The sequence below is a fragment of the Celeribacter sp. genome (assembly GCF_048261515.1).
Classification (GTDB): Bacteria; Pseudomonadota; Alphaproteobacteria; order Rhodobacterales; family Rhodobacteraceae; genus Celeribacter.
This window is the reverse complement of the sequence record NZ_JBLXFZ010000001.1, coordinates 896,794-920,863: the sequence shown is the minus strand read 5'-3', so window position 1 is coordinate 920,863 and position 24,070 is coordinate 896,794. Positions and strand designations below refer to the sequence as shown.

Annotated in this window: 28 protein-coding genes; 11 read left to right on the top strand and 17 right to left on the bottom strand. The window is 59.6% G+C overall.

Annotated elements, in window-relative coordinates; all coding sequences use genetic code 11:
* Window positions 1-29: 29 nt before the first annotated feature.
* The 6 genes from ACN0SC_RS04465 to ffh form a co-directional block, all read right to left on the bottom strand.
* Window positions 30-821 carry a hypothetical protein gene (locus ACN0SC_RS04465; protein ID WP_417248447.1) on the bottom strand — a complete coding sequence of 264 codons (792 nt, stop codon included), beginning with the start codon at window positions 819-821 and terminating at the stop codon, window positions 30-32.
* Window positions 818-1,327, bottom strand: coding sequence for a ribosome maturation factor RimM (gene rimM / locus ACN0SC_RS04460; RefSeq protein WP_417248446.1), 510 nt, complete (start codon window positions 1,325-1,327; stop codon window positions 818-820). The genes ACN0SC_RS04465 and rimM overlap by 4 nt, the downstream gene beginning before the upstream one ends.
* 136 nt (window positions 1,328-1,463) lie before the next feature.
* Entirely contained in the window at window positions 1,464-1,853 is a 390-nt protein-coding gene (gene rpsP, locus ACN0SC_RS04455; protein WP_417248445.1) for a 30S ribosomal protein S16, read from the bottom strand.
* Between the two features lie 36 nt (window positions 1,854-1,889).
* Window positions 1,890-2,198: a chorismate mutase gene (locus ACN0SC_RS04450; RefSeq protein ID WP_417248444.1), complete on the bottom strand. Its 309-nt coding sequence runs from the start codon at window positions 2,196-2,198 to the stop codon at window positions 1,890-1,892.
* A 91-nt stretch (window positions 2,199-2,289) separates the two neighbouring features.
* Entirely contained in the window at window positions 2,290-2,835 is a 546-nt protein-coding gene (locus tag ACN0SC_RS04445; RefSeq protein ID WP_417248443.1) for a GNAT family N-acetyltransferase, read from the bottom strand.
* Window positions 2,836-4,353, bottom strand: coding sequence for a signal recognition particle protein (gene ffh, locus ACN0SC_RS04440; RefSeq protein ID WP_417248442.1), 1,518 nt, complete (start codon window positions 4,351-4,353; stop codon window positions 2,836-2,838).
* A 396-nt stretch (window positions 4,354-4,749) separates the two neighbouring features.
* Between ffh and ACN0SC_RS04435 the strand changes: the two genes are divergently transcribed.
* Together ACN0SC_RS04435 and ACN0SC_RS04430 are read left to right on the top strand one after the other, a co-directional pair.
* Window positions 4,750-5,640, top strand: coding sequence for a LysR family transcriptional regulator (locus ACN0SC_RS04435; protein WP_417248441.1), 891 nt, complete (start codon window positions 4,750-4,752; stop codon window positions 5,638-5,640).
* Between the two features lie 28 nt (window positions 5,641-5,668).
* Entirely contained in the window at window positions 5,669-6,571 is a 903-nt protein-coding gene (locus tag ACN0SC_RS04430) for a DMT family transporter (RefSeq protein ID WP_417248555.1), read from the top strand.
* A gap of 60 nt (window positions 6,572-6,631) precedes the next feature.
* On the opposite strand, the gene ACN0SC_RS04425 is transcribed toward ACN0SC_RS04430, so the two are convergent.
* The gene (locus ACN0SC_RS04425; protein ID WP_417248440.1) at window positions 6,632-7,009 is read right to left on the bottom strand and encodes an ArsR/SmtB family transcription factor; all 378 of its coding nucleotides are present in this window, start codon (window positions 7,007-7,009) and stop codon (window positions 6,632-6,634) included.
* Between the two features lie 211 nt (window positions 7,010-7,220).
* On the opposite strand from ACN0SC_RS04425, the gene ACN0SC_RS04420 reads away from it, so the two are divergent.
* The 5 genes from ACN0SC_RS04420 (at window position 7,221) to ACN0SC_RS04400 (ending at window position 9,845) form a co-directional block, all read left to right on the top strand.
* Complete coding sequence (locus tag ACN0SC_RS04420; RefSeq protein ID WP_417248439.1) at window positions 7,221-7,580, top strand: AtpZ/AtpI family protein; 360 nt, start codon at window positions 7,221-7,223, stop codon at window positions 7,578-7,580.
* Between the two features lies 1 nt (window position 7,581).
* Window positions 7,582-8,337, top strand: coding sequence for a F0F1 ATP synthase subunit A (locus ACN0SC_RS04415; RefSeq protein WP_417248438.1), 756 nt, complete (start codon window positions 7,582-7,584; stop codon window positions 8,335-8,337).
* A gap of 58 nt (window positions 8,338-8,395) precedes the next feature.
* Window positions 8,396-8,632, top strand: coding sequence for a F0F1 ATP synthase subunit C (locus tag ACN0SC_RS04410; protein ID WP_417248437.1), 237 nt, complete (start codon window positions 8,396-8,398; stop codon window positions 8,630-8,632).
* 111 nt (window positions 8,633-8,743) lie between these two features.
* On the top strand, window positions 8,744-9,268 hold the full coding sequence (locus ACN0SC_RS04405) for a F0F1 ATP synthase subunit B' (RefSeq protein ID WP_417248436.1): 525 nt from the start codon (window positions 8,744-8,746) through the stop codon (window positions 9,266-9,268).
* Between the two features lie 4 nt (window positions 9,269-9,272).
* Window positions 9,273-9,845: a F0F1 ATP synthase subunit B gene (locus ACN0SC_RS04400; protein WP_417248435.1), complete on the top strand. Its 573-nt coding sequence runs from the start codon at window positions 9,273-9,275 to the stop codon at window positions 9,843-9,845.
* Window positions 9,846-10,306: 461 nt separating this feature from the next.
* Here the strand turns inward: ACN0SC_RS04400 and ACN0SC_RS04395 are convergent, their stop codons facing one another.
* The 4 genes from ACN0SC_RS04395 to ACN0SC_RS04380 all read right to left on the bottom strand — a co-directional run bounded on the left by ACN0SC_RS04395 (window position 10,307) and on the right by ACN0SC_RS04380 (window position 13,312).
* Entirely contained in the window at window positions 10,307-10,546 is a 240-nt protein-coding gene (locus ACN0SC_RS04395) for a response regulator transcription factor (RefSeq protein ID WP_417248554.1), read from the bottom strand.
* Window positions 10,547-10,767: 221 nt separating this feature from the next.
* Window positions 10,768-11,538, bottom strand: coding sequence for a FadR/GntR family transcriptional regulator (locus ACN0SC_RS04390; RefSeq protein ID WP_417248434.1), 771 nt, complete (start codon window positions 11,536-11,538; stop codon window positions 10,768-10,770).
* A gap of 111 nt (window positions 11,539-11,649) precedes the next feature.
* Window positions 11,650-12,300 (bottom strand): OmpA family protein, encoded by a 651-nt coding sequence (locus ACN0SC_RS04385; protein ID WP_417248433.1) that lies wholly within the window; start codon window positions 12,298-12,300, stop codon window positions 11,650-11,652.
* Window positions 12,301-12,427: 127 nt separating this feature from the next.
* A complete protein-coding gene (locus ACN0SC_RS04380; RefSeq protein WP_417248553.1) occupies window positions 12,428-13,312 on the bottom strand; it encodes a methylated-DNA--[protein]-cysteine S-methyltransferase in 885 nt (294 codons plus the stop codon).
* Window positions 13,313-13,525: 213 nt separating this feature from the next.
* On the opposite strand from ACN0SC_RS04380, the gene nth reads away from it, so the two are divergent.
* Together nth and ACN0SC_RS04370 are read left to right on the top strand one after the other, a co-directional pair.
* Window positions 13,526-14,173 carry an endonuclease III gene (nth, locus tag ACN0SC_RS04375; RefSeq protein ID WP_417248432.1) on the top strand — a complete coding sequence of 216 codons (648 nt, stop codon included), beginning with the start codon at window positions 13,526-13,528 and terminating at the stop codon, window positions 14,171-14,173.
* Window positions 14,166-15,152, top strand: coding sequence for an adenosine kinase (locus ACN0SC_RS04370; protein ID WP_417248431.1), 987 nt, complete (start codon window positions 14,166-14,168; stop codon window positions 15,150-15,152). The genes nth and ACN0SC_RS04370 overlap by 8 nt, the downstream gene beginning before the upstream one ends.
* Before the next feature lie 108 nt (window positions 15,153-15,260).
* On the opposite strand, the gene polA is transcribed toward ACN0SC_RS04370, so the two are convergent.
* The gene (gene polA, locus ACN0SC_RS04365) at window positions 15,261-18,068 is read right to left on the bottom strand and encodes a DNA polymerase I (protein WP_417248430.1); all 2,808 of its coding nucleotides are present in this window, start codon (window positions 18,066-18,068) and stop codon (window positions 15,261-15,263) included.
* Between the two features lie 231 nt (window positions 18,069-18,299).
* Window positions 18,300-18,485, bottom strand: coding sequence for a zinc-finger domain-containing protein (locus ACN0SC_RS04360; protein ID WP_417248429.1), 186 nt, complete (start codon window positions 18,483-18,485; stop codon window positions 18,300-18,302).
* Window positions 18,486-18,698: 213 nt separating this feature from the next.
* Here ACN0SC_RS04360 and ACN0SC_RS04355 point away from each other — a divergent pair, with 213 nt between their 5' ends.
* Window positions 18,699-19,634 carry an ABC transporter ATP-binding protein gene (locus ACN0SC_RS04355; protein WP_417248428.1) on the top strand — a complete coding sequence of 312 codons (936 nt, stop codon included), beginning with the start codon at window positions 18,699-18,701 and terminating at the stop codon, window positions 19,632-19,634.
* A 78-nt stretch (window positions 19,635-19,712) separates the two neighbouring features.
* On the opposite strand, the gene ACN0SC_RS04350 is transcribed toward ACN0SC_RS04355, so the two are convergent.
* Together ACN0SC_RS04350 and ACN0SC_RS04345 are read right to left on the bottom strand one after the other, a co-directional pair.
* A complete protein-coding gene (locus ACN0SC_RS04350) occupies window positions 19,713-20,087 on the bottom strand; it encodes an HIT domain-containing protein (RefSeq protein WP_417248427.1) in 375 nt (124 codons plus the stop codon).
* 8 nt (window positions 20,088-20,095) lie between these two features.
* Entirely contained in the window at window positions 20,096-21,673 is a 1,578-nt protein-coding gene (locus tag ACN0SC_RS04345) for a DUF5928 domain-containing protein (RefSeq protein ID WP_417248426.1), read from the bottom strand.
* Between the two features lie 132 nt (window positions 21,674-21,805).
* On the opposite strand from ACN0SC_RS04345, the gene ACN0SC_RS04340 reads away from it, so the two are divergent.
* Window positions 21,806-22,624 (top strand): sulfotransferase family protein, encoded by an 819-nt coding sequence (locus ACN0SC_RS04340; RefSeq protein WP_417248425.1) that lies wholly within the window; start codon window positions 21,806-21,808, stop codon window positions 22,622-22,624.
* Window positions 22,625-22,663: 39 nt separating this feature from the next.
* On the opposite strand, the gene ACN0SC_RS04335 is transcribed toward ACN0SC_RS04340, so the two are convergent.
* Window positions 22,664-23,422: a hydroxypyruvate isomerase family protein gene (locus ACN0SC_RS04335; RefSeq protein ID WP_417248424.1), complete on the bottom strand. Its 759-nt coding sequence runs from the start codon at window positions 23,420-23,422 to the stop codon at window positions 22,664-22,666.
* Window positions 23,422-23,985 carry a DUF1285 domain-containing protein gene (locus ACN0SC_RS04330; RefSeq protein ID WP_417248423.1) on the bottom strand — a complete coding sequence of 188 codons (564 nt, stop codon included), beginning with the start codon at window positions 23,983-23,985 and terminating at the stop codon, window positions 23,422-23,424. The genes ACN0SC_RS04335 and ACN0SC_RS04330 overlap by 1 nt, the downstream gene beginning before the upstream one ends.
* Between the last annotated feature and the right edge of the window lie 85 nt (window positions 23,986-24,070).

Here is a 24,070-nt window from a genome sequence, read left to right as displayed (position 1 = left end):
CTCATAGACAATATTCGCGGGGAGGGGAACTATTCGCTGTCCTGCGGTGCTTCGCGTCCCATGATCTTGCGGATTTCCTGCCAATAGGGGCGTCCCTTGAGGTCGGAGCGGTGCAGCGCCAGAAGGCGTTCGTGCGCATCCCCCGCCCGCGCCACGTTTCGCGCCTCGGCAAGTGCCAACTTATCGAAGTGATCGGAGAGGCCAAGCAAGGCGAGCACAGGTTTGACGGGATGGCCGCTTTCCTCGACGTGGCAACTGTGGATGGGCACGTCGGGGAGATGTTCCTTGCACAACTCGATAAAGGCGGCGTGATCGGCGGCTTTCCCGTAGCGTTTCTCGAACTGGTCGAAGGGTAGGCGGTAGCGTTCGGATTTCAGCCGCTGCCACCAGCACGAGCGCAGCCACCCTTCGCGGCGGGTGGAAATATAGACCTCAAAGGGTGCGTTCTCGCCCATCACGTCCAACCACGCCTTGTGGATGATGCTCAGCGCGATCGGCATAGCGATGAAGCTGTAGACCTTTTTGTAGCCGATCGGGTAGCCGCCGAGGCTTTCGTTCGACAGCAGGATTGGACGTGGATCATCGCGCTCCAGCGCATCGAAAAGCGCGGTGGCCTCTTCGCGGATGATTGCCTTGGCCTCCTTGTTGCGGCGGATCGAAAATTGCATGCACGCACCCGTCAGCAGGTATTGGACGGGATCGCGGACCAGCATCATCTCCACGTAAGGGTCTAATTTTTCGCGGTTTTCGCGCAGCGTGTCTTGGAGGGTCGTTGTGCCCGTCTTGTGCAGTCCAGGATGGATCAGCAGCCGTCGCGTCACTCAAAGAGCCCCTCGGGCGGGTCGGCCACGATGCGTCCTGCGGAGAGATCGACCGTCGGCACGGCGGCGCGGGTGAAGGGCAGTAGCACGCCGTTCTTGAGTCCAGGCCCATGCACTTCAAGCAGGTCGCCCGCGCCGTGGTTGAGCACGTTGCGTACCTCGCCGAGCTTGCTTCCGCCCGTGTCATAGACCTCCAAGCCGATCAGGTCGGCGTGGTAGTATTCGTCATCGGGCAGCGAAGGCAGGACATCGCGTTCGGCATGAAGTGTGACGCCTTTGAGCGCGTCAGCCTCTTCCTTGGTCTCGATGCCTTTGATGCGGCAGGCATAGCCGTTCTTGATTTGCTGCGTGATGGTGAGCTCGAAGATGCGGCTGCCGTCCTCGGAGGTGAGCGGGGAGTAGTCCGCGATGGCCTCGGGCTCGGCGCAGAACGATTTGACGCGTACATCGCCGTGGACGCCAAAAGCGCCTGCAATCGCGCCAACAATGATCCGTGTATCACTCATACCTCTGTCTTACTGCCCCTGTCGCGCGCCCGCAATCCTGTTGCCGTGCGCCGTTACATTTGCCCCGAAAGAAAACACCCGAACGCAGGGATGCGCTCGGGTGTCGGGTCGTAATTTCTCTCGATGATAGAGAGGCTTACTCTTCAGTAGCAGCTTCTTCGGCAGGAGCAGCAGCGGCTTCAGCGGCGGCGGCTGCTTTGGCTGCTTTTTCTTCGGCGCGTTCCTGGGCTTTTTTGCCAGGCTCGGCTTTCTTGGGGTTGTTGCGCTCTTTTTTCTCGAGAACGCCAGCAGCCTCAAGCATACGTGCGACGCGGTCGGTGGGCTTGGCGCCTTTGTCGAGCCATGCTTTCACGGCGTCGATGTCCATTTGCACGCGCTCTTCGCTGTCTTTGGGCAGGAGCGGGTTGTAGGTGCCGAGCTTCTCGATGAAGCGGCCGTCGCGGGGCATGCGCGAGTCAGCGGCAACGATACGGTAGAAGGGGCGTTTTTTGGAACCGCCACGGGCGAGCCGGATTTTCATAGCCATGATATGTTTCTCCTATTTCCTAGCTATTTGAGAGACTTAGGATGTCTCTGCATCTTGATGTTGTTGGTGGTGTTGGATGACTTCCTGAATGATGAACTTCAGGAATTTCTTTGCAAATTCGGGATCGAGATCGGCGCGTTTGGCCAGATCTTCGAGCCGTGCAATCTGTTTCGCTTCCCGTGCGGGATCGGACGGGGGAAGGTCGTGTTCTGCTTTCAAACGGCCCACGGCCTGCGTGTGTTTGAAGCGCTCGCCAAGGGTGTAGACAAGGATCGCGTCGAGGCGGTCGATGCTCTCGCGATGCTCTTTGAGCAGCTCTTGGGCGCGGGAAATGTGGTCGCTCATCGGGCCAAAACCCCCTGTCGGATTTGCGTCGGACATGTGTCGGACATCTGTCGGACACCTTCGAACGGGTGGATAAGGTTTCGGTTACGGATCATGCGTAGGCCTCCATGCCACCTGCGCGCAGCTCGGCGGGCGAGGGATGGCGGAAGACGATGCAGTCATCGGCCGTTTCACCCGCAGGGCGCGCTGCATCCACATCACGCGTGGCGCCCAGTCGTTCGGCCAGAGCGGCGGAGGCGGTATTTTGCGGCGAGACGTAGGAGACAAGCGTGTCGAGATCGGTGTTCTCATAGACCCAATCGCGCAGCGCAAAGGCAGCCTCGGCGGCGTAGCCCTGTCCCTCGAACCCGTCGAAGAGGAACCAGCCAAGTTCGGTCTCGGGGAAACCGATGCCCTTGGTCACGGCAACCTGACCTGCAAGCGCGCCATCCACTTCGATCATCAGGCCGCCATAGCCGAACAGCGCCCAATGCGCGGTGTCATTGCAAAACCATGCCCATGCCTTCTCGCGATCATGCGGACCGTCCATGTAGACGGAGCGCGCAGAGGCACAGAAATCCGCGTAGGTCTCGAAATCTTCGAGACGCGGCGCGCGCAGGGTCAGGCGCGGCGTGGTTATGGTGGGCGCTTGGGTCACTTACTTCTTCTTCCCGAAGCCCGAAAGACCGGGGGGAAGGGCGGAGCCGCCCAGACCGGGGAGGTTGCCCATGCCCGGCATTCCTTTAGGCAGGCCGCCTTGCAACGCCTTTGTCGCCTCGGCCATTTTTGCGGGGTCCATGTCCTCGGGGCCTTGCGGGCCACCTTTGCCGAACATGCCCTGAACGGCCTGTTTGAGCATTCCGCCTTTGCCCATTTTGCCCATCTTCTTCATCATGTCGGCCATCTGGCGCTGCATCTTGAGAAGCTGGTTAAGCTCGGAGACTTCCAGACCTGCACCCTTGGCGATCCGCTTCTTGCGCGACGCCTGAAGGATCTGCGGATTGGCGCGCTCCAGTTTGGTCATGGAGTTGATCAACGCGATCTGACGTTTGAAAACGCTCTCGTCAAAGCCGCTGTCCTTGATCTGTGCGGCGGCTTTTTTCATGCCCGGCATCATGCCCATGATGCTTTCCATGCCGCCCATCTTCTGCATCTGTTCAAGCTGCATCTTGAGGTCGTTCATGTTGAAGCGACCCTTCTGGAAGCGCTTCATCATGCGTTCGGCCTGTTCGGCCTCGATGGTCTCTTGTGCCTTCTCGACGAGGGAGACGATATCGCCCATGCCAAGGATACGGCCCGCAACGCGCTCGGGGTGGAATTCCTCCAGCGCGTCCATCTTCTCGCCGAGACCGACAAACTTGATCGGTTTGCCCGTGACCGCACGCATGGAGAGCGCCGCACCACCGCGACCGTCGCCGTCCATACGGGTCAGCACAACGCCCGAAATGCCGATGCGCCCGTCGAAGTTTTCGGCGGTGTGCACAGCATCCTGACCCGTGAGGCCATCGACTACGAGAAGTGTCTCGCGCGGGTTGGCAATGTCGCGCACGGCCTCGACCTCGGCCATCAGCGTGTCGTCGATGGACAGGCGGCCAGCGGTGTCGAGCATGTAGACGTCATAGCCGCCCATGGTCGCCTGTTGCTTGGCGCGGCGGGTGATCTGATCGGGGGTCTCGCCCGCCACGATGGGCAGGGTGTCCACGCCGATTTGCTCACCAAGGACGCGCAACTGGTCCATAGCGGCGGGGCGGTAAACGTCGAGGGAGGCCATCAGGACGCGCTTGCCCTGTTTGTCCTTGAGACGTTTTGCCAGTTTCGCCGTGGTGGTGGTTTTACCGCCACCTTGCAGACCGACCATGAGAATCGGTGCGGGCGGGCTGTCCACCTTGAGCGTGCCGATGTCGGCTTCGTCGCCTTGCAGCACATGCACCAATTCGTCGTGCACGATTTTGACGACCTGCTGACCCGGTGTGACGGATTTGGTGACGGCCTGACCCGTGGCTTTCTCGGTGACGGCCTTGACGAAATCGCGCGCGACCGAGAGCGAGACATCGGCCTCAAGTAGCGCGACGCGCACTTCGCGCAGGGCGGTTTTTACATCGTCTTCGGACAGGGCACCTTGTTTGGTGAGCTTGTCGAAGACGCCTGACAGGCGGTCTGATAGATTTTCAAACATCGACGGTCTCCCTGACCTTGTTGACGACTAGGCTCCATGTGGGCACGGAGCGGTGAAAAGTGAACCTCCGACGGCCAATGCAGTGCTGCCCCCGTGGGCGAAACTCGCTGACGGGGGGCGATCCTGGCGCTGGGCCTGAGGACCGGAAGGTTTTGCGCTTCCGGAAATGTTGGCCCGCGTTTACGCGCGGGAATGCTGTGAGTCAAGAGTGGCGAAGGGTAGGGGAGGTGTCTGGCGGCATGTGCCTGGCGGTGCGAAGTCGCGCGGAATTGCGGGCTGTGCAAATTTTCACAGGGTGACGCAGGGGCGGTGCCTTAGTATTTGCATTTGTAAATGAACAGGGAAATAATGCTTCTCTACTTTTTGAATGTGACGATCAGATCGAGATAGCCGAGAATGCCCACCGAGAACTGGGATGAAATCCGGACCGCATATACTGTCGCGAAACAGGGCACTGTCTCTGGCGCCGCCGCCGAGCTTGGTGTTCACCATGCGACGGTGATCCGCCATGTCGATGCTCTGGAGGAGCGATTGGGGGTCAAGCTGTTCCAACGCCATGCGCGCGGCTATACGCCGACGGAGGCGGGGCGTGACCTGTTGACCGTAGCGCAGACCACCGAGGACCAGATTTCGCAACTGGTGTCGCGGATCAAGGGGCGTGGTGAATATGTGTCGGGTGAATTGGTGGTCACATCGGTTCCGGGCTACGAGGATTTGATCGTGCCCGTGCTCGCCGAGTTCCAGACGCTTTACCCTGACGTGATCGTGCGGCTCCTGACCGACGAACGGTTGTTCCGGCTTGAATACGGTGAGGCGCATGTGGCGATTCGCGCTGGGCAGCCGCCGCAGGAGCCCGACAACGTCGTCAAACTTCTCTACAAGCAGGACGTCGCGCTCTGTGCGCATCGCAACTATTTCGAAGCTTTTGGTGCGCCCGATCCCGATGATCTCATCAATGGGCTGCGGTTTATTGGTCATGACGATGCAAGCAACCGTGCGCCCTTTCTCAACTGGCTGAAGAACAACGTGCCTGACGAGCGTGTCACCTTCCGCTCCACATCCGCCCGCGCACGGCAAGTTGCGATTAGTGCCGGGGTCGGGGTGGGGTTCCTGCCCGTGGATGTGATCGCCGCAGATCCTGATTTGAGCGTTGTCATGCCCGCGATTCCCGATTGGGAGATCACGTTGTGGGTGGTGACACATGTCGATCTGCATCGCACGGCGAAGGTGCAAGCCTTCACCAATCTGTTGAGGGCGCGTGTGAAGGATTGGTCGCGTGGCAACTGATATCAGCGCTCCTGCGCGTAAAAAACGTATCACTGGCGCCTCGGCCAGTCCCGAGGAGCGCCGCAAGGGCCATATTGCGATGCTGGTCTTCTCCTGCCTCGTGGCGGGGTCGTTCTCGCTCGGTTCGCTGGCGGCCAACGAGATCACGCCGCTTGCGCTCAACGGCGTGCGCTTTCTCATCGCTACGGTGCTGGTCGGCGTGCTGGCGCTGGCCACGGGCGGTATTCCGCGCCGTGCGATGGATGCGCCGTGGCGCTATGCCATTCTCGGCGGGCTCTTCGCGCTCTACTTCGTGATGATGTTCGAGGGGCTCAAGACCGCAACGCCCGTTTCGACTTCCGCCGTGTTTACCCTCACCCCCGTTCTCGCGGCCATCTTCGGCTATGTCATCATGCGCCAGATCACGACGCCGCGGATCGCGATTGCGCTGGCCGTTGGGGCCTCAGGTGCGCTCTGGGTCATCTTCCGTGCAGATATTTCGGCGCTGCTGGCTTTCGAGGTTGGACGTGGCGAGGCGGTCTATTTCATCGGCGTGATCGCCCATGCGCTCTATACCCCGCTCGTGCCGCGCTTCAGCCGCGGTGAGCGGACCTTCGTCTTTACCTTCTTCATTCTGGTGGCGGCCAGTGTCGTCCTGCTGGCTTTCGGGTGGCGCGACCTGCTGGCCACCGAATGGGCGGAGCTGCCGATGATCGTGTGGATCACACTGGTCTATATCGCTGTGGTGGCGACCACGACCACCGCCACGCTGCTGGCCTATGCCTCGGTGCGCTTGGCGTCGGCGAAGGTCATGGCCTACACCTACCTCACGCCTTCATGGGTGATCGTGTGGGAAATCGCACTCGGCCACGGTGTGCCGCCTGTCCTCGTCTTTGGCGGAATCGGCCTGACCATCCTTGCGCTCTATTTGTTGCTCAAGCACGAGGAATAAGCGCTCCTCTGAAGGATATTTATCGAACAGGTGAAAGAGGGGGCGGCCCTTCATCTGTTCTCAAGGATCCCCGCCGGAGGCTTTTGCTGCCGGATCGGAAAGTTCCCGTTCGAGGAAGCGCTCCAACCCGTCGAGGTCCACGGCGTCAAACTGCCCGAACCCCTGCATCCAGATCGACGCCGCGCGCATCGCGTCGGGGTCGAGTTTGCACCATTTCACACGTCCGCGCTTTTCCTGTGTGATCAGGCCCGCACGGCTCAGGATCGTGAGGTGCTTCGACACCGCAGCCAGAGACATCTCGAAGGGCTCGGCCACGTCGGTCACGGCCATGTCATCTTCGAGAAGCATGACGAGAATGGCACGCCGTGTCGGGTCCGCCAGAGCGGCGAAGACCTGATCGAGGTCGGCGGGTATCTCGGGGGTGCGCAGAGGGTTCATGGGGGAAGGGTTAGGCGCGGCTGCGAGGTTGGTCAACCATTTGGTTGAATATGCCCGTAGGGTCGCGGCGGGGCGAAGCGGGCGGGTGTGGCGGTGGTGCGCGTTTTAAAAAGGATTTAATATCAGTATGTTGAGGTACTCTGAGCCTTATTGACTCTGAACCTCCCCGCGCATAGCTTGCGCCCAACCGATCCGAGGGGGCTTTGTGCCAATGACCGATCCGCATCATACCGAGCGCCTGCGCGCATTGGAGCAGCGGATTGCGAAGGTGAAAGAGGGCCAGGGCCCTAAAACCTCGCGGGGCGAAGAGCACTTTTCGCAGGCCAATATGGCATGGCGCATGGTGGTGGAATTGGTGGCCGGTCTTTTGATCGGTTTCGGCATTGGCTTCGGGCTTGATAGCCTGTTCGGGACAACCCCGATCTTGCTGGTGCTGTTCACAGGGTTTGGGTTTGCGGCCGGCATCAAGACGATGCTGCGCACCGCGACCGAGATCCAGAATAGCGAGCAGGCCGAACAGGCCGGCGAGGATGACAACGCGGGGACGCCCGCAGACGAGATGAGGGACTAAAATGGCGGAAGAAGCACACGGCTCCGAAGGTGCTCTGGTTTTTCACCCGATGGATCAGTTCAAGGTCACGCCCCTGTTCGGTGACGGCCCTGTTCACTGGTATACGCCGACGAACGTGACGCTTTGGATGGCGCTTGCAGTTCTTTGTGTTTTCGCGCTGCTGGTGCTGGGCACCCGCGGCCGCGCCGTGATCCCTTCGCGTATCCAGTCCGTCGCCGAGCTGATGTATGGCTTCGTGCACAAGATGGTTGAGGATGTGGCGGGTAAAGACGCCGTCAAATACTTCCCCTACATCATGACGCTGTTTTCCTTCATCGTGTTCGCCAACACGCTGGGCCTCATCCCGATGTCCTTCACGACCACCACGCATATCGCTGTGACCGCCGTGCTCGCGATGCTGGTGTTCACCTTCGTGACCGTGCTTGGCTTCGTGAAGAACGGCACAAAATTCCTTGGTCTTTTCTGGATCACCTCCGCGCCGCTGGCCGTGCGCCCGGTTCTGGCCGTGATCGAATTGATTTCCTACTTCGTCCGCCCCGTCAGCCACTCTATCCGTCTTGCGGGTAACATGATGGCGGGTCACGCGGTGATCAAAGTGTTCGCAGGCTTCGCCGCGATCGCAGTGGTCTCGCCCGTGTCTGTGCTGGCGATTACGGCCATGTATGGCCTCGAATTGCTCGTAGCCTTCATTCAGGCCTACGTGTTCACCATTCTCACCTGTGTCTACCTAAAGGATGCCCTGCATCCGTCGCACTAAGCGGCACACAGGTCGCAGAACCTCATACGCAACCATTCCATCGTAAGGAGATAAAGACATGGAAGGCGATATCGCAGAACTCGGCAAATACATTGGTGTTGGTCTCACGGCCCTCGGCATGGGTGGCGCAGCCATCGGTGTGGGCAACGTGGCTGGCAACTACCTCGCAGGTGCCCTGCGCAACCCCTCCGCAGCTGCTTCGCAGACTGCAACCCTCTTCATCGGCATGGCCTTCGCGGAAGCGCTCGGGATCTTCTCGTTCCTCGTCGCTCTTCTGCTGATGTTTGCCGTCTGATCTGACGCTCCATCCTTACGGCTGGGTGGGTCGCGTTTGACGCGATCCACCCGCGCGTAAACGGGGTCGGTTCCCATACGGGGACCATAGGACGACAGTCAGGAGGACAGAATGGCAACTGAGACGCACGGGGCCGAAGTAGCAGAAGCCGGCATGCCGCAGCTCGACTTCTCAACCTTCCCCAACCAGATTTTCTGGCTTCTGGTCACGCTGGTCGTGATCTATTTCGTGCTTTCGAAAATCGCCCTGCCGCGCATCTCTTCGGTGCTGGCGGAGCGTTCGGGCACGATCTTGAATGACATTGCCGCCGCCGAAGAGCTCAAGCTCAAGGCGAAAGACGCGGAAGCCGCTTACAATCAGGCGCTTGCCGAGGCGAGAGCCGAAGCACAAAAGATCGCACAGGAAACGCGCGACGCGATTCAGGCCGATCTGGACGCCGCCACGGCCAAGGCCGATGCCGAGATCGCGGCCAAAGCCGCAGAATCGGAGAAAGCCATCGCGGAAATCCGTGACGATGCTGTGGACGCGGTCAAGGTCGTCGCCAAAGACACTGCCAAGGAACTCGTCGCGGCACTCGGTGCGAAAGCCGATGCCAAGTCGATCACCGCGGCCGTCAACGCGCGTTTGAAAGGATAAGGCCATGAAGAAACTCACTGCCCTTGCCCTGACACTCGCAGCATCGCCCGCTCTGGCGGCCTCGTCGAACCCGTTCTCGGGGGCGTTCTGGTCGCTGACCAACACGAACCTTATCGTCCTTCTGGGCTTCCTCGTGTTCGTCGGTATTCTTCTTTGGAAGAAAGTCCCTGCCATGATCGGCGGGATGCTCGACAAGCGTGCTGAAGACATCAAGAACGAGCTGGACGAAGCTCGGGCCTTGCGCGAAGAGGCCCAGTCGATCCTTGCTTCCTACGAGCGCCAGCAGCGCGAAGTTCAGGAGCAGGCCGACGCTATCGTCAAGCAGGCGAAGATCGACGCGGAAATCGCTGCCGAGAAGGCACGCGAGGACTTGCAGACGTCCATCGCCCGTCGCCTCGCCTCCGCCGAGGAGCAAATCGCCTCCGCGCAAACTGCCGCGATCCGCGACGTGCGCAACACGGCGATCACGGTTGCTATCGGCGCGGCACAGGATGTTATCGCCGAAAACATGACAGCGACCGACGCCAACAAGCTGATCGACAGCGCAATTGCGGAAGTCGGCGACAAGCTGCACTAAACCGCGTCCCGACGGGGCGCCTCCTGCCCCCGTCAGACCCCGATAAAAGAAAGCCCCGCCAATCTGGTGGGGCTTTTTGCATTTGGAGATGTGGCTGGAATGTCGTCTGGTTTCAACTGGCTGCGGTGCTACGGAGCTTTCCGCTGTTCAGGTTGCAATGTACGCCGCGCGGAACATGACGACCGACGCCACGAGAAACAGAACGGCGAAAAGGCCAATCGCAATTTGCCCTCGCGTCGAAAGCCCGCGATCATCCACGTAGAAAAAGTAGGCGCGCGTCAGGACCGCGCCGAATGTCGCAGATACCAATGCCAAATAGCATAGCAAGACGATTGCAAGCATCATCGCACCCCCACTGATTAACCACTTTCAATCGAGACATGCTCGACTCCCACGTTAAAGGTAGTTAGGGGCGCGAAGGTTTCCAATATGTGGATTACGATATAGTGACACGCTCCGTGTCACTTTCGACGGGGCTTTCGCTCTCGCGCAGTGCGTGTCGGTGCGGACACCCAGCCCTCGCTGACGGCAATGGCCAAGCACTGCTCTTTCGTGCGCGCGTTGAGCTTGTGACGGGCATTTTTGAGGTAAAGGCTCACAGCGGACACGCTGATCCCCAGCTCATTAGCGATCTCGGAATACTGATAACCCAATGCCAGAAATTCCAGGACCTCTAGTTGTCGCGGAGAAAGCGGATTCACCCTCACAAAATTACCTACCCCCTACTTATGACACCTTACCCGTAGTCACCCTTCCACTACAAACCACGCTACTGCTTTCAGCAATATATGGAAACCAACATAGTCCAACGTGCCTATGGTTGGGAAGGAAACGCACCAAGAGCAAGTAAACCACACCTCAAATTTTGACGAGGAGGGTGAGGCCGAAGCTCGTCAGTGAGCCTGTGCCGCAAGCGGGAGCGTCAGTTCCGCTCCTTCTCGTGATCATAGCGCAGCCGTGCGATCTCTTCGTTTCGCTCAGCGGTCTTCTGGTCCGAAAGCGCCTTTTCCACGTAGTCGAGGTGCTTCGTGACGGCGGCGCGGGCGGCTTGTGCGTCGCGTGCTTGCAGCGCGTCGTTGATGGCGCGGTGCTGGTCGAGGAGCTGCGCGCGGTTCGTGCGTTGCTTGAACATCACCGAACGGTTGTAGAAAACTCCCTCGCGCAGAAGGTCGAACATCGAGCGCATCATATGCAGCATGATGACGTTGTGGCTGGCCTCGATGATCGAGAGATGAAACTCCGCGTCGAGCCGCGCCTCGTCGGTCGGGTTGCGCTTGGGGTGGGCGGCTTCCATCTTTTCGAAGATCGTGGCGATGACCTTTAGATCCGTGTCGGAGGCGTATTGCGCCGCCCGCTCGGCGGCCAGCCCCTCCATGTCGCGGCGGAAAGCGATGTAGTCGAATACGGCTTCTTCATGCGAACCGAAAATCTGGATCAGGGCGGGGGAGAACGCAGAGCCGAGCACATCGGCGACGAAGACCCCCGCACCCGCCTTCGCTGTCAGAAGGCCTTTCTCCGAAAGCTCCGCGAAAGCCTCCCGCAGCGACGGGCGGGACACACCAAGCCGGTCTGCCAACTCTCGCTCTGACGGCAGCCGTTCACCAGGGCGCAGGATGCCGCGCAGGATCAGCATTTCGATCTGATGCGCGACGGATGTGGACAACTTCTCTGCCTGAATCTTTTGAAAGGGCACGGGCGAACCTCACTTTGCAATTGGTCAGATAATATGACCGCGCGCAGGAAGATGCCACGAAAAAGGCCGCCCACAGGGAGCGGCCTTGCGTATTACTTTGTGCGTGCGCGGTCAGGTGATCGGCGTGATGACGATCTCGACGCGGCGGTTCTGCGCGCGGCCCTCGGCCGACAGGTTGGTCGCAATCGGCGCGTTCTCACCACGGCCGATGGCTTGAATACGGCCAGGCGCGACGCCATTGGCGGTCAGGATCGCGGCCACGGCGGAGGCGCGGCGTGTGGAGAGTTCCTGATTGTAGGTGGCCGAACCCGTGTTGTCGGTGTGACCCACTACCTGAACGGTCGTGTTGGGATAGTCACGAAGGTTGTAGGCCAGCGCAACGAGGTCGGATTGAAGACCTGTCTGCACCGTCGCACTGTCGGTGGCGAAGAGGATGTCCTGCGGCATGGTCACGATCAACTCGGAACCAGTGTTGACGATCCCGACTTGATCGCTGCCAAGGTCGGAGCGCAGGTCAGCAGCCTGTTGGTCAAGACGTTGGCCGATAGCGCCGCCAACTGCGCCGCCGATTGCGGCACCGACAGCGGTTTTCAAGACTTTGTCATCGTCGGATGTCAGGCCCGCGAAGCCGCCGAGCAAGGCCCCGGCAATGGCACCCTGACGCGCGTTGGCGTTAGGGTCGTCGGAGATCGTGGGCTGCAAGCACCCTGCCAGAAGGAATGGCACGAGTGTAAAGGTTGCGAGAATGGCACGGGACTTCATGAAGTGACCTCTGATTGGTAAATTCTGCTCTAACAACGAATTTACCGTGCATTGGTTCCTTATGCATGCGCAATTACAGTCGATCACGAGAATGTGGCGGGTTCCTGCTCACATCTGGGTGAGTGCGCTATTGCCCCTCGATGCGGGCATCGTGACGCGCGCTTTCATAGGCCAGAAGCGCCCGTTTGACGGGCAGGCCCCAGTGGTATCCGCCCAATGCGCCAGACTTCCGCAACACCCTGTGGCACGGGATCAGCCATGCGACGGGATTGCGTCCGACGGCGGTGCCAACGGCGCGTGAAGCCTTGGGCGCGCCGATGCGTTCTGCGATATCCGAATAGGTCGTGACCGAACCCGCAGGAATGGAAAGGAGCGCCTCCCAGACCTTGATTTGGAACGGGGCGCCGATGAGGTGGACGCGGGTGTGCTGGCCGCGCATGGCGGATTCGACAAGGGGCGCAACCGCGTCTGTGTCCTCTACGAAGGAGGCATCGGGCCAGCGCGCAGTCATGTCGGCGAAGGCGTCGTCGCGGCTGCGGTCTGCGACAAAGCCAAGGCCACACAATCCGCGCGTTGTCGCCATGGCCAAAGCCTCCCCGAAAGGTGTCGCGATCCAGCCGAAACGGATCGTAACCCCGTCACCCGCCCGCGCGAATTCTCCAGGGGTCATGGCTTCCCAGCGGATGAAGAGATCGTGCAGCCGTCCCGTCCCTGACAAGCCCGACGCGTCGGCCACCTCGTCTAAAGGGCGTCGCGTCTGCATCAGCGACTTGGCGAGATCGAGCGTCAGATATTGTTGGTAGCGTTTGGGTGAGACGCCCGCCCAGCGGGAAAAGACCCTTTGGAAATGCGGTGCGCTCATGCCGAGTTGACGCGCCAATTCGTCAAGAGACAGGGGCACGTCGGCGGCGTCGATCACCTCGATGGCGCGGCGGATCACGCCATAATGATAGTGATCGGACAGCGCGGTGTCAGAGCTTTCGGCGCTTTTGAGGGGCGGGGAAGGGGACATGGAATGGGACACGGGCGGCAACGGGCTCCTTGTGATCTGGTCCACGTTAACCCGCCTTGCCCGTCACGCCGACCCGAAAATTGCGCAAATGCATAGGCACTTCGGGTGTTCGGCGGCGGCATAGGGGAAAGGCCAAAGCCCGCAGCGTCAATCGCATTCCTTTCGGAAAACAGATACTTGCCCTCGTGCGTGTCAGAAGGCATAGGAATGCGCATGGCCAAACAACTCGATTATCAGACAATCCGCGAGATTTTCACGCGATTTCGCGCGGCGAAAGCCGAGCCGAAAGGCGAGCTTGATCACGTCAATGCCTACACGCTTGTCGTGGCGGTCGCGCTGTCGGCGCAGGCTACCGACAAGGGTGTAAACAAGGCCACGAAGGACTTGTTCAAGATCGCCGACACGCCGCAAAAGATGCTGGATCTGGGCGAAGAGGGCTTGATCGAACACATTAAAACTATTGGACTTTTCCGCAATAAGGCCAAGAACGTGATGAAGATGAGCCGCATTCTGGTCGAGGAGTTCGGCGGTGAGGTGCCCTCGTCGCGCGCCGCACTCGAAAGCCTCCCAGGTGTCGGGCGCAAGACCGCCAATGTGGTTCTCAACATGTGGTTTCATCACCCTGCGCAGGCGGTGGACACGCATATTTTCCGCTTCGGCAACCGCTCTGGCGTGGCCGTGGGCAAGGATGTCGTCGCCGTGGAGCGCGCGATCGAAGATCACGTTCCCGTCGAGTTTCAACAACACGCGCATCACTGGATGATCCTGCACGGACGCTATACCTGCACCGCGCGTAAACCTTTGTGCGGCACATGTCTGATACGTGATCTGTGCGCCTTCGAGGAGAAGAATATTGTCTAAAACCTATCAGGTTGTCGGTATCGGCAACGCCGTGGTCGATGTCATTACCAATGCCGATGATGCGACGCTTGATCAGCTCGGAATCGAGAAAGGGATCATGCAGCTCGTCGAGCAGGAGCGCGGCGAGTTTCTCTACGACGCGATGCAGAAGCGTATCCAGACTCCAGGTGGATCGGTGGCCAATACCTTGGCAGGGCTCGGCAATCTCGGTCTCAAGACGGGGTTCATCGGGCGCGTCCACGATGATGCCTTGGGACAATTTTATGCCGAAGAGATGGTGCGCGGCGGCACGGACTATGTGAACGATCCCGTGGCTGGCGGTGAATTGCCGACCTCGCGTTCGATGATTTTTGTCTCCCCCGACGGGGAGCGTTCGATGAACACCTACCTCGGAATTTCCTCCGAAATCTCCGCCGATGACGTGCCCGCAAGCGTCGCGGAAGATGCCGAGATCATGTTCCTTGAGGGCTATCTCTACGATAAGCCCCAAGGCAAACACGCCTTTGATCAAGCGGCCCGACTGACCAAGGCGGCGGGTGGGCAAGTGGGCATTTCGCTCTCCGATCCGTTCTGTGTGGATCGCCACCGCGACGACTTCCGCAAGTTCGTCAAAGAGCTGGATTTCGTGATTGGCAACGAACACGAGTGGGAAAGCCTGTACCAATCCGACCTTTCTACGGCACTGGAAACCGCCGCATCGGAATGTGGTCTGGTGGTCTGCACACGCTCATCGGGAGATGTGGTGATCGTGCGCGGCGATGAGGAAGTTATCGTTCCCGTCACGCGCATCACGCCTGTCGATACCACTGGAGCGGGGGACCAGTTCGCGGCGGGGTTCCTCTACGGTCTGTCTTCGGGTGAAAGCCTCGCGGTTGCGGGGCGTATGGGCTGTGTTGCGGCCTCCGAGGTGATTTCCCACGTTGGCCCGCGCCCCGAAACTGACCTCAAGGCGCTTTTTGCAAAGGAAGGGCTGGTCTAGACGCGTATCGGAGCCTTCGGGCTCTTATCGTGATGACGACAAACAAACGGTGCGCCCTCGGATGGGGACGCGCCGTTTTTGCTTTGTCGTTCGGGCGCGGGGCGGCGGTCAGTGCGCTTCGGCCCAGTTGTCGCCAATGCCCGCGTCCACTTCGATGGGAACATCAAGCTTCATCGCCGGATCGGAGGCGGTTTCCATCACGTCCTTGACCACTTCGATCACCTGATCGCAGGCATCCTCGTCCACCTCGAAGATCAATTCGTCATGCACCTGCAACAGCATGGTGGCGGGGAGGTCTTTGATCGCTTCGGGCATACGGATCATGGCGCGGCGGATGATGTCGGCGGCGGAGCCCTGAATCGGCGCGTTGATCGCCTGACGTTTGGCAAAGCCCGCCTGCGGTCCTTTGGCACCGATTTCCGGTGTGTGGATTTTGCGCCCGAACAGGGTCTCGACATATTTATGCTCTTTGGCGAAGGCGACCGTGTCATCCATATAGGTGCGGATGCCGGGGAAGCGTTCGAAATAGCGGTCGATAAAGCCCTGTGCCTCCTTGCGCGGGATTCGCAGGTTGCGGGCGAGACCGAAGCCGGAGATGCCATAGATCACGCCGAAGTTGATGGCTTTGGCCTGACGGCGCACCATCGGGTCCATGCCTTCGATCGGGACATTGAACATCTCGGAAGCGGTCATGGCGTGAATGTCCAGCCCGTCGCGAAAGGCCTGTTTGAGGCTTTCGATATCTGCGACATGGGCGAGGATGCGCAGCTCGATCTGGGAATAGTCGAGCGAGATCAGCTTTTTGCCTTTCGGCGCGATGAAGGCCTCGCGGATGCGGCGGCCCTCTTCCGAACGCACGGGGATGTTTTGCAGGTTCGGATCGGATGAGGCCAGACGCCCTGTCACGGCACCGGTTTGCACATAGGATGTATGCACGCGGCCTGTTTCGGGGTGGATGAAGGTCTGAAGCGCGTCCGTATAGGTCGATTTGAGTTTCGACAGTTGCCGCCAGTCCAGAACGCGCGCGGGCAGGTCGTGTTCGGTGGCGAGGTCTTCGAGCACATCGGCAGGGGTGGAATATTTGCCGGTCTTGCCCTTCTTGCCGCCCTCAAGCCCCATTTTCTCGAACAGGATTTCGCCAAGCTGCGCGGGGCTGCCGACGTTGAAGCTTTCGCCTGCAAGCTCGTGAATCTCGGCTTCCAGCCCTGCCATTTTCTGGGCGAAAGCATTGGACATGCGCGAGAGCACATCGCGGTCCACGAGGATGCCGGCCATTTCCATCTGTGCCAGCACGGGCGAGAGCGGGCGCTCCAGCGTTTCGTAGACTGTGGTGACTTTCTCCGCGTGAAGTCGCGGTTTGAGCACCTGCCACAGCCGCAGGGTGATGTCGGCGTCCTCGGCGGCATATTCGACGGCTTTTGCGACATCAACCTTGTCAAAGGTGATCGCGGATTTGCCGCTGCCCAGAAGCTCTTTTGTCGGGATCGGTGTGTGGTTCAGGTAGCGTTCTGAAAGCGCATCCATGCCGTGATTGTGGATACCTGCGTTGAGCGCATAGGACAACAGCATCGTGTCGTCATAGGGCGCGACGCGGACGCCGTGGCGGGCAAAGATCTTGGCGTCATATTTCATGTTCTGGCCGATCTTGAGAATGCTCTCATCCTCAAGCATCGGTTTGAGCGCATCGAGCACCATGTTTTTCGACAGTTGCCCGTCCACAAGGTTCGAGCCGCCAAAGAGATCGTCTTCGCCCAGCGTGTGACCGACGGGGATATAGCATGCCTCGCCCGGCTCGACGCAAAGCGACACGCCGACCAGATCGGCCTGCATCTCGTCAAGGCCTGTGGTCTCTGTGTCCACAGCGACATAGCCACGCGCATAGATGGCGTCGATCCACTGCTCCAGCGCGCCCATCGTGGTGACTTTTTCGTAAGACGAGGTGTCAAAAGGCTTTGCCTCGGGCGCGGCGGGCGCATCCGGTGAGGATGCGGCAGAAGGAGCAGGGGCGTCGGGAACGGCCGGTGCCTCGACGTTGAACTTTTCGGCGACACGTTTGACAATGGTGCGAAATTCCATCTCGGAGAGGAAGGCCAGAAGTTTCTCCGTGTCCGGTTCCTTGACCTCAAGGCTGTCGAGGGTGAAATCCAGTTCCATGTCGCAGTCCAGCTTGACCAGATCGCGGGAGATGCGGATCAGCTCGGCATTCTCGATCAGGGTCTGGCGGCGTTTGGGCTGTTTGATCTCTTCGGCCCGCGCCAGAAGCGTTTCGAGATCGCTGTATTCGTTGATCAGAAGGGCGGCGGTCTTGATCCCGATGCCGGGCGCGCCGGGGACGTTATCGACCGAGTCGCCTGCAAGTGCCTGCACGTCGACGACGCGCTCCGGTCCGACGCCGAATTTCTCCTCAACCCCTTCGCGGTCGATGCGTTTGTTCTTCATCGGATCGAGCATCTCGACCCCGCCTCCGACAAGCTGCATCAGATCCTTGTCAGAAGAAATGATCGTCACGCGCCCGCCTGCATCACGCGCCTGATGGGACAGGGTGCCGATGATGTCGTCGGCCTCGAATCCTTCGATCTCGATACAGGCGACGTTGAAGGCGCGTGTGGCCGCGCGCGTCAGCGGGAACTGCGGCACGAGGTCTTCGGGTGCGGGCGGGCGGTTGGCCTTGTAGGCGGAATAGAGATCGTTGCGGAAGGTCTTGCCGGAATAGTCGAAAATCACCGCAGCGTGAGTCGGAGCATCGGCGCCGGTGTTGGCCTCGATATAGCGGTAGAGCATGTTGCAAAACCCGCTGACCGCCCCGATCGGCAGCCCGTCCGATTTGCGGGTGAGCGGCGGAAGCGCGTGGTAGGCGCGGAAAATAAAGGCCGATCCGTCGATCAGGTGAAGATGGTGCCCCTTGCCGAAACTCATGGATCGCGTCCCCCGTGTGATGCTGGGGCGTTGGCGCCCGCCGCTGTCATTTCACGCGGGATCATAGTGGGGGCGGGGAGCACTGCAAGCGGATCGGATGGGAATGCGCTAAATTCGGGTCGGGAAAACGCGCGGTCGGCAGAATGGGCGTCTGGGTGCGTGATACCCGATATGTCCAGAAACGAAAAAGACCGCCCCGAAGGGCGGCCCGAACGTGGCGCTTGCTGACGATTATTCGGCGTCGGCGAGCTTCGCGCTTTCGTGGATGAATTTCTTGTCACAGTAGCCGCATTCGACATAGCCCGTTTCGCGCGGGATCGAGAGCCAGACGCGGGGATGACCGAGGCTGCCCTCGCCACCGTCACAGGCAACTTTCCATGTGGAGACTACTTCGGTTTCTGGGGCTTTGATGGTCATGGCGATCTCGCTCGTCTCTAGGGATCAGAATATGGGCCGCGGGCCTGCGTGCATATGTGCGCGACAGATGCGCGGGCTTTGATGTTGAGTAACCGATGTCTACGGCCTAAGTCAGTGCGACATGATAGCGATCCGCGCGGGTCGGGCAAGGGGATGTTGCATGTCTTGCTTGCCTTGGGCCGAATGGCGGAGCGCATGAGGAGGGAACCGGACATGACGGCGAACGCAATCGAGATCGCGGGCCTGCGCAAAATCTACGCAGCGCAGGGCAAGGGCGCACCGAAAGAGGCGCTCAAGGGCGTGGACCTGTGCATTCCCAAAGGATCGATCTTTGGATTGCTCGGACCGAATGGGGCGGGCAAGTCGACGTTGATCAACATTCTTGCGGGCCTGACGATCAAAACATCGGGCACCGTGAAAATCTGGGGCTTCGATCAGGACGTGAACCCGCGCCAGAGCCGCGCTGCGATTGGCGTGATGCCGCAGGAATTGAACCTCGATCCGTTCTTCCCGCCGCGCGAGGCGCTTGAGGTTCAGGCGGGGCTTTACGGCGTGCCGAAGAAAGACCGCCGCTCCGATGAGATTCTCGAACTGGTTGGCCTCACGGATAAGGCCAACGCCTACGCGCGCACGCTTTCGGGCGGGATGCGGCGGCGGCTGCTGCTGGGCAAGGCGCTGGTCCACAATCCGCACATTCTCGTGCTCGACGAGCCGACGGCGGGTGTGGATATCGAATTGCGCCAGATGCTGTGGCAGAACGTCCGTCGCCTCAACGAGGAGCGCGGTATGACCATCATCTTGACGACCCACTACCTCGAAGAAGCGCAAGAAATGTGTGACGAGATCGCCATCATCAACCACGGCGAGGTGATTGCGCGAGACACGACATCCAATCTGATCGGGCGGATGGATGGCAAAACGCTGGTGATTGAACCCGAAGGCGGGGTGCCCGATATCATTGACCTGCCTGAAGGGGTGACGCTGGAGCGGCGCCCGCACGGTGCCTTGGCCTTTTCCTACTCCCGCGCGAAAGCGGGGGCGAATGATGTGCTTGACGCGGTGAAGGCGAGCGGCATCATCATTGGCGACGTGCGCAGTGAGGAAGCCGACCTCGAAGATGTCTTCGTGGAGCTGACTTCGGGAAAATAGCCGTCTTGCACTGTAACACAGACAGAAATCGGGCCGCTCTCTTATCAGAGGCGGCCCGTTCCTGTTTCGTGGTCTGCGTCAGGCCGTGAGCGGGCCGACGACCTCACCACCCAGCACATGCACGTGCAGGTGAGGCACTTCCTGCAAGCTGTCGGGGCCGGAGTTGGAAATGATGCGATAGCCGTTCCCGCCATGCGCCTCGCTCAGTCCCTGCTGTTTGGCGACCTCAGCCACGGCTTTGAAGAAGTCGAGTTGTTCCTCGGCGCTAGCCGCCTGAACGAAGTGGTCGAAGCAGCGATAGGGGCCCTTGGGAATGACGAGGATATGCGTCTTTTTCTGCGGCGAAATGTCGGGAAAGGCGAGGGAATGCTCGCTCTCGTAGACTGGTGTGGAGGGGATTTCTCCGCGCAGGATTTTGGCGAAGATGTTCTGATCGTCATAGTCGTAGGGCATGGGTGTCCTCAGTCGGAAAACAGATGCGGTGTGCGGGCGATATCCTGCGCCACCTCTTCGGAAATGTCGAGGAAACGCGCGATGGCGCGGGCATTGGCGTCAGTGTCAGACAATTCGCTGATGCGATAGGCCTTCTCGAAGTCGGCGTCGTGGATGCGGTCGCTTTCGTTGTTGATTGCGGCGCGGATCGTCGGCACGAGGCGCTTCAACGCGCTCTCCGGTGTAGCCTCCCCTGCAAGGCCCACGCGGCGCGCGTGACCTATGAGGTAGTCGTCGGTATAGGTGCATTCGATTTCAAGCAGGCGCGTGCCCGAACGATCGGCGTAGAAATCGGAGATCAGGTCGAAACCGTCGGGATCGAGACAGATCACCATGCGATCCGTTTTGTAGTAATCGAACAGCATCCGCACCCACGCGCGGCGGTGGCGCGCGCGCTTTTCAAGGCTCTTCTCGATGCCGCCCAGATCGGGCAGGGGTGTGTTTTCCTCGTTGAACAGATATTCGACGCATGTGATGTCGGTGGTATCGCGGATTGAACCCACAAGCCGCTTGGCGACGTGCCATTTCTTGCACACCACGATGAAAAGTTCGCGGGAGCGGCCAAGGGTGCTTTCCGATTCCCAGAACCGTTGCGCAAACCGCCGCCCCTCGCGTCCCCGCCGTGCTAGAAAGCCGTAGAGCGAGCGCCCCTCGTTGGAGATTTTGAAGTCCACGTCAGTCTGGATAAACAATTCGCCGAGCCGTTTTTTCAGCTCTTTTGCCTCGGGCGAGATCTTGCGCGCGAAGAGGTAGTCCTGCGCCAGAAGCAGATCGTAGTGGTCATTGTAGAAGGTCACGGGCATGCCGTAGTCGGTGAACATCAGGAAGGTCAGTGTGCGATTCCTGATTTCATTCTGAGGCACGAGGTGGCGCACAAGGGTCTGAAAAAAGGTCTCGTCGGGAATCCATGTGGTTCGGAAAAAACGCATCACGTCCCGGCGCTTCTTGGTGAATTCGAGAATCCATTCCACCGTGCGTCGCCGCAGGCACCACCATTGCGATCCGATCATGATCCGTAGGTCGTCAGGTACTTCGCGTTCCAGCTTCAACCGCTTTTGCAGATCGAGAGATTTGTAGAACAGCCACTTATGGCTGCGCTCGTTGAAAAAATGGCGGTATGTCAGGCGCTCTTTCTTGATCCCCGTCTTGATCCAGTCGCTCTCGAAAAAGTCGAAACTCTCGATGTAGTCGCAATCGTCCTCGTCGAGAAATTCGTGCATGTATTCGGCGGTCTTGATCGACATGCAGTCGCCCGAAACCATGTAGAAATGGGTCGCGCGGGGAAAGGTCTTTTCGGCCGCTTCGAGAGCATAGAGCGTGGCTTGCACAAGGCTCCACTCGCCCCAACCGCATTTGATCCGTCGGGTGGCGAAGGTCACATTGGGGTTGTCCTTCAGCCCTTCCTTGATCTGGGCAAAAGCCGCCTGTCCACCGCGCGCGTCGAAGTGGATCGAGATGTAATCGCCCGTCGCCGTCAGTCGATTGGCCTGCTGCACAATGGCAGCAGGGTCTTTGTGGCACAGGAGAATGAATGCTATTCGTGCCATAATGGAACCAAAGACCTCATTTTTGCCTAATTATGGCGCTATGGCCGTAACCAAACATTGAATAAACAAGGCGAATTTGCTTTGAAAGCGCAAAACGTTGTCAGGTGGGCAACAACAGGAGACGAGTGACATATGGGCTTCCCCGGAACTTGGATGACCGAGAGCGAGAGCATGGTGTATCGGGTCGTCCCGAAATGCGCCTGTTCGACCATCGGGCAGATTATGTATTTTTCCGATCACGGCGAATTTTTCGACGGTGACATCCATGACAGCACCGAGAAAATGCACAAATGGGCGCAGGAGGAGAGCCAGCCCCTGATCGAAGCCAATGTGACCGCGCATAAATCTTATGCCTTCACCTGTGTGCGCAATCCCTACACTCGTGTCCTGTCGTCCTTCTTCGACAAGATTTGCGGCATCCAGCGCAACGGCCGCCGCTATCGTGGCAACCTCGTTCCGAAGCTGACGCAGCAATACGGGATCGAAGTCGGCGGCGATGACGGTAAGCAGGAGTTCGACCAGATCGCCTCCTTCCGCCGTTTCCTGCTCTTTGTGCGTGACACCATTCGCTGGCGGCGCCCGATGGACCCCGATATCCACTGGTCGGCCATGTCGGGGCATGTCTCGACCTTCATCGTCAACGGCGGGACATACGACAAGATTTTCTACACCGAGACGTTCAATGACGGGATGCAGGAGGTGCTCGACGCCATCGAAACGCCCCATGCCGTCGATCTGACCACGATCCCGCGGTTCAACGAGAGCGAGGGGCACGGTCCCAAACGCGCCCATCCTGTTGAGGACTATTTCGACGACCTGTCGATGCACCTCATGTGGGAAATCTACCACCGCGATTTCGAGTTGTTCAAATACGACTTCGAAAATCCAGGCAACAAGATGCCCATCAACGAGATCGACCTCGACGAGGTGCACGCCAAGCTCGGCGACTAAGGGGCAATTATTCGGTCGCGCGACCTTGTGCGCCGCGCCTCACGCCCCGCCGCGCATCCAGTCCAGACCCTCTTCGGTTCGGCCTTTCGGGTGATATTCGCCCGAAATCCACCCGTCGTAGCCGCTCTCGTCCACCGCGCGGAAGAACGCGGGATAATCAATCGCACCCTTGATCGGCTCGTGGCGACCCTCCGCGCCCGCGACCTGAATGTGGCGCACGATGTCCTTGTGCGCTTCCCATGTTGCCATCACATCACCCGTGATGACATGGGCGTGGTAGGCGTCGAATTGCAGCCCCAGATTGGGCGCGGCGATTTCCGCGATGATCCGTGCGGCCTCATCGAAATCGTTCAGGAAATAGCCCGGCATATCGACCGGATTGATCGGTTCTATGGTCAAGCTCATGTTGGGGGCCTCCTGCGCGGCCCACGTCAGATTGCTAACGAAGGTGGCGCGCGCCTCCGCTCCTGAAGCATTTCCCGCCATGATATGCACGTGCTGTGCGCCAAGTAGATCGGCAAAGCGCAGCGCACGTTTGAAATCCTTGCGGAAGCGCTCCTCGGAGGAAGGCACAGCGGCAAAGCCCCGCTCCCCGCCTGCCCAGTTCGGCGGCGGCGTGTTGATCAGCACCATTTGCAGATCGAGCATCTTCAATTTGCGCGCGATCTCCGAAGCGGCCTCGTCGTATGGGAAAAGCACTTCGACCGCGTGAAATCCAGCGGCTTTAGCTTCGGCAAAGCGTTCAATGAAAGGGAATTCCTTGAACGTAAACGTGAGGTTGGCTGCGAATTTCGGCATTAACTGAGGCGCTCGGCATCTATGACGGGAAAGAATGTGCCCGCCGACCAAACCCCGAATGTGGCGCACCCGTCAATCTCTTCTTCAACGGCGAGATCGGCGAGGCGGAAGAAACTCTTGCGATCAATGAGAGCGTCCAACCCGTTGCGCACCTCGACATAGGGTGCGGGTTCGCCATTGCGTTCTTCCACGCGGATCGGGTGGTCGACGTCCGCCGTTACGCGGTCGCCCACAGAGGTAAGAAAGGTGAGGCGTTGCTCATTGCCTTCGCCATCAACCTCGAAATCCACGGCCAGAAAAGGTGCGTCATCGACCGTGATCCCGACCTTTTCGACAGGCGTGACGAGGAAAAACTTGTCTCCCTCGCGCTTCAACACGGTCGAGAACAGTCGCACCAAGGGCGCGCGGCCGATGGGCGTTCCGAGGTAAAACCATGTCCCGTCCCGCGCGATCCGCATGTCGAGATCCCCGCAAAACGGCGGGTTCCACTTTTCGACGGGCGGAAGGCCACGGCCTTTGGCTGCGCGGATTGCTGCGGCGATACTGTCTGCGGAGACGCTCACGTGATTTTCACCTTCCCTAGAGGCTTTGCCGATTGTGTCTTATGACTTACCTGCCACTATAGTGGCATGAAACACAAATGGAGGT

Excerpts from the sequence above, each read along its gene's own strand:
- polA (WP_417248430.1), bottom strand. The coding sequence starts at position 18,068 with ATGAGTTTCGGCAAGGGGCACCATCTTCACCTGATCGACGGATCGGCC.
- ACN0SC_RS04350 (WP_417248427.1), bottom strand. The coding sequence starts at position 20,087 with ATGCCCTACGACTATGACGATCAGAACATCTTCGCCAAAATCCTGCGC.
- ffh (WP_417248442.1), bottom strand. The coding sequence starts at position 4,353 with ATGTTTGAAAATCTATCAGACCGCCTGTCAGGCGTCTTCGACAAGCTC.
- rpsP (WP_417248445.1), bottom strand. The coding sequence starts at position 1,853 with ATGGCTATGAAAATCCGGCTCGCCCGTGGCGGTTCCAAAAAACGCCCC.
- ACN0SC_RS04385 (WP_417248433.1), bottom strand. The coding sequence starts at position 12,300 with ATGAAGTCCCGTGCCATTCTCGCAACCTTTACACTCGTGCCATTCCTT.
- ACN0SC_RS04345 (WP_417248426.1), bottom strand. The coding sequence starts at position 21,673 with ATGGCACGAATAGCATTCATTCTCCTGTGCCACAAAGACCCTGCTGCC.
- ACN0SC_RS04420 (WP_417248439.1), top strand. The coding sequence starts at position 7,221 with ATGACCGATCCGCATCATACCGAGCGCCTGCGCGCATTGGAGCAGCGG.
- ACN0SC_RS04450 (WP_417248444.1), bottom strand. The coding sequence starts at position 2,198 with ATGAGCGACCACATTTCCCGCGCCCAAGAGCTGCTCAAAGAGCATCGC.
- ACN0SC_RS04335 (WP_417248424.1), bottom strand. The coding sequence starts at position 23,422 with ATGCCGAAATTCGCAGCCAACCTCACGTTTACGTTCAAGGAATTCCCT.
- ACN0SC_RS04340 (WP_417248425.1), top strand. The coding sequence starts at position 21,806 with ATGGGCTTCCCCGGAACTTGGATGACCGAGAGCGAGAGCATGGTGTAT.
- ACN0SC_RS04425 (WP_417248440.1), bottom strand. The coding sequence starts at position 7,009 with ATGAACCCTCTGCGCACCCCCGAGATACCCGCCGACCTCGATCAGGTC.
- ACN0SC_RS04415 (WP_417248438.1), top strand. The coding sequence starts at position 7,582 with ATGGCGGAAGAAGCACACGGCTCCGAAGGTGCTCTGGTTTTTCACCCG.
- rimM (WP_417248446.1), bottom strand. The coding sequence starts at position 1,327 with ATGAGTGATACACGGATCATTGTTGGCGCGATTGCAGGCGCTTTTGGC.
- nth (WP_417248432.1), top strand. The coding sequence starts at position 13,526 with ATGGCCAAACAACTCGATTATCAGACAATCCGCGAGATTTTCACGCGA.
- ACN0SC_RS04435 (WP_417248441.1), top strand. The coding sequence starts at position 4,750 with ATGCCCACCGAGAACTGGGATGAAATCCGGACCGCATATACTGTCGCG.
- ACN0SC_RS04380 (WP_417248553.1), bottom strand. The coding sequence starts at position 13,312 with ATGTCCCCTTCCCCGCCCCTCAAAAGCGCCGAAAGCTCTGACACCGCG.
- ACN0SC_RS04410 (WP_417248437.1), top strand. The coding sequence starts at position 8,396 with ATGGAAGGCGATATCGCAGAACTCGGCAAATACATTGGTGTTGGTCTC.
- ACN0SC_RS04405 (WP_417248436.1), top strand. The coding sequence starts at position 8,744 with ATGGCAACTGAGACGCACGGGGCCGAAGTAGCAGAAGCCGGCATGCCG.
- ACN0SC_RS04360 (WP_417248429.1), bottom strand. The coding sequence starts at position 18,485 with ATGACCATCAAAGCCCCAGAAACCGAAGTAGTCTCCACATGGAAAGTT.
- ACN0SC_RS04355 (WP_417248428.1), top strand. The coding sequence starts at position 18,699 with ATGACGGCGAACGCAATCGAGATCGCGGGCCTGCGCAAAATCTACGCA.
- ACN0SC_RS04400 (WP_417248435.1), top strand. The coding sequence starts at position 9,273 with ATGAAGAAACTCACTGCCCTTGCCCTGACACTCGCAGCATCGCCCGCT.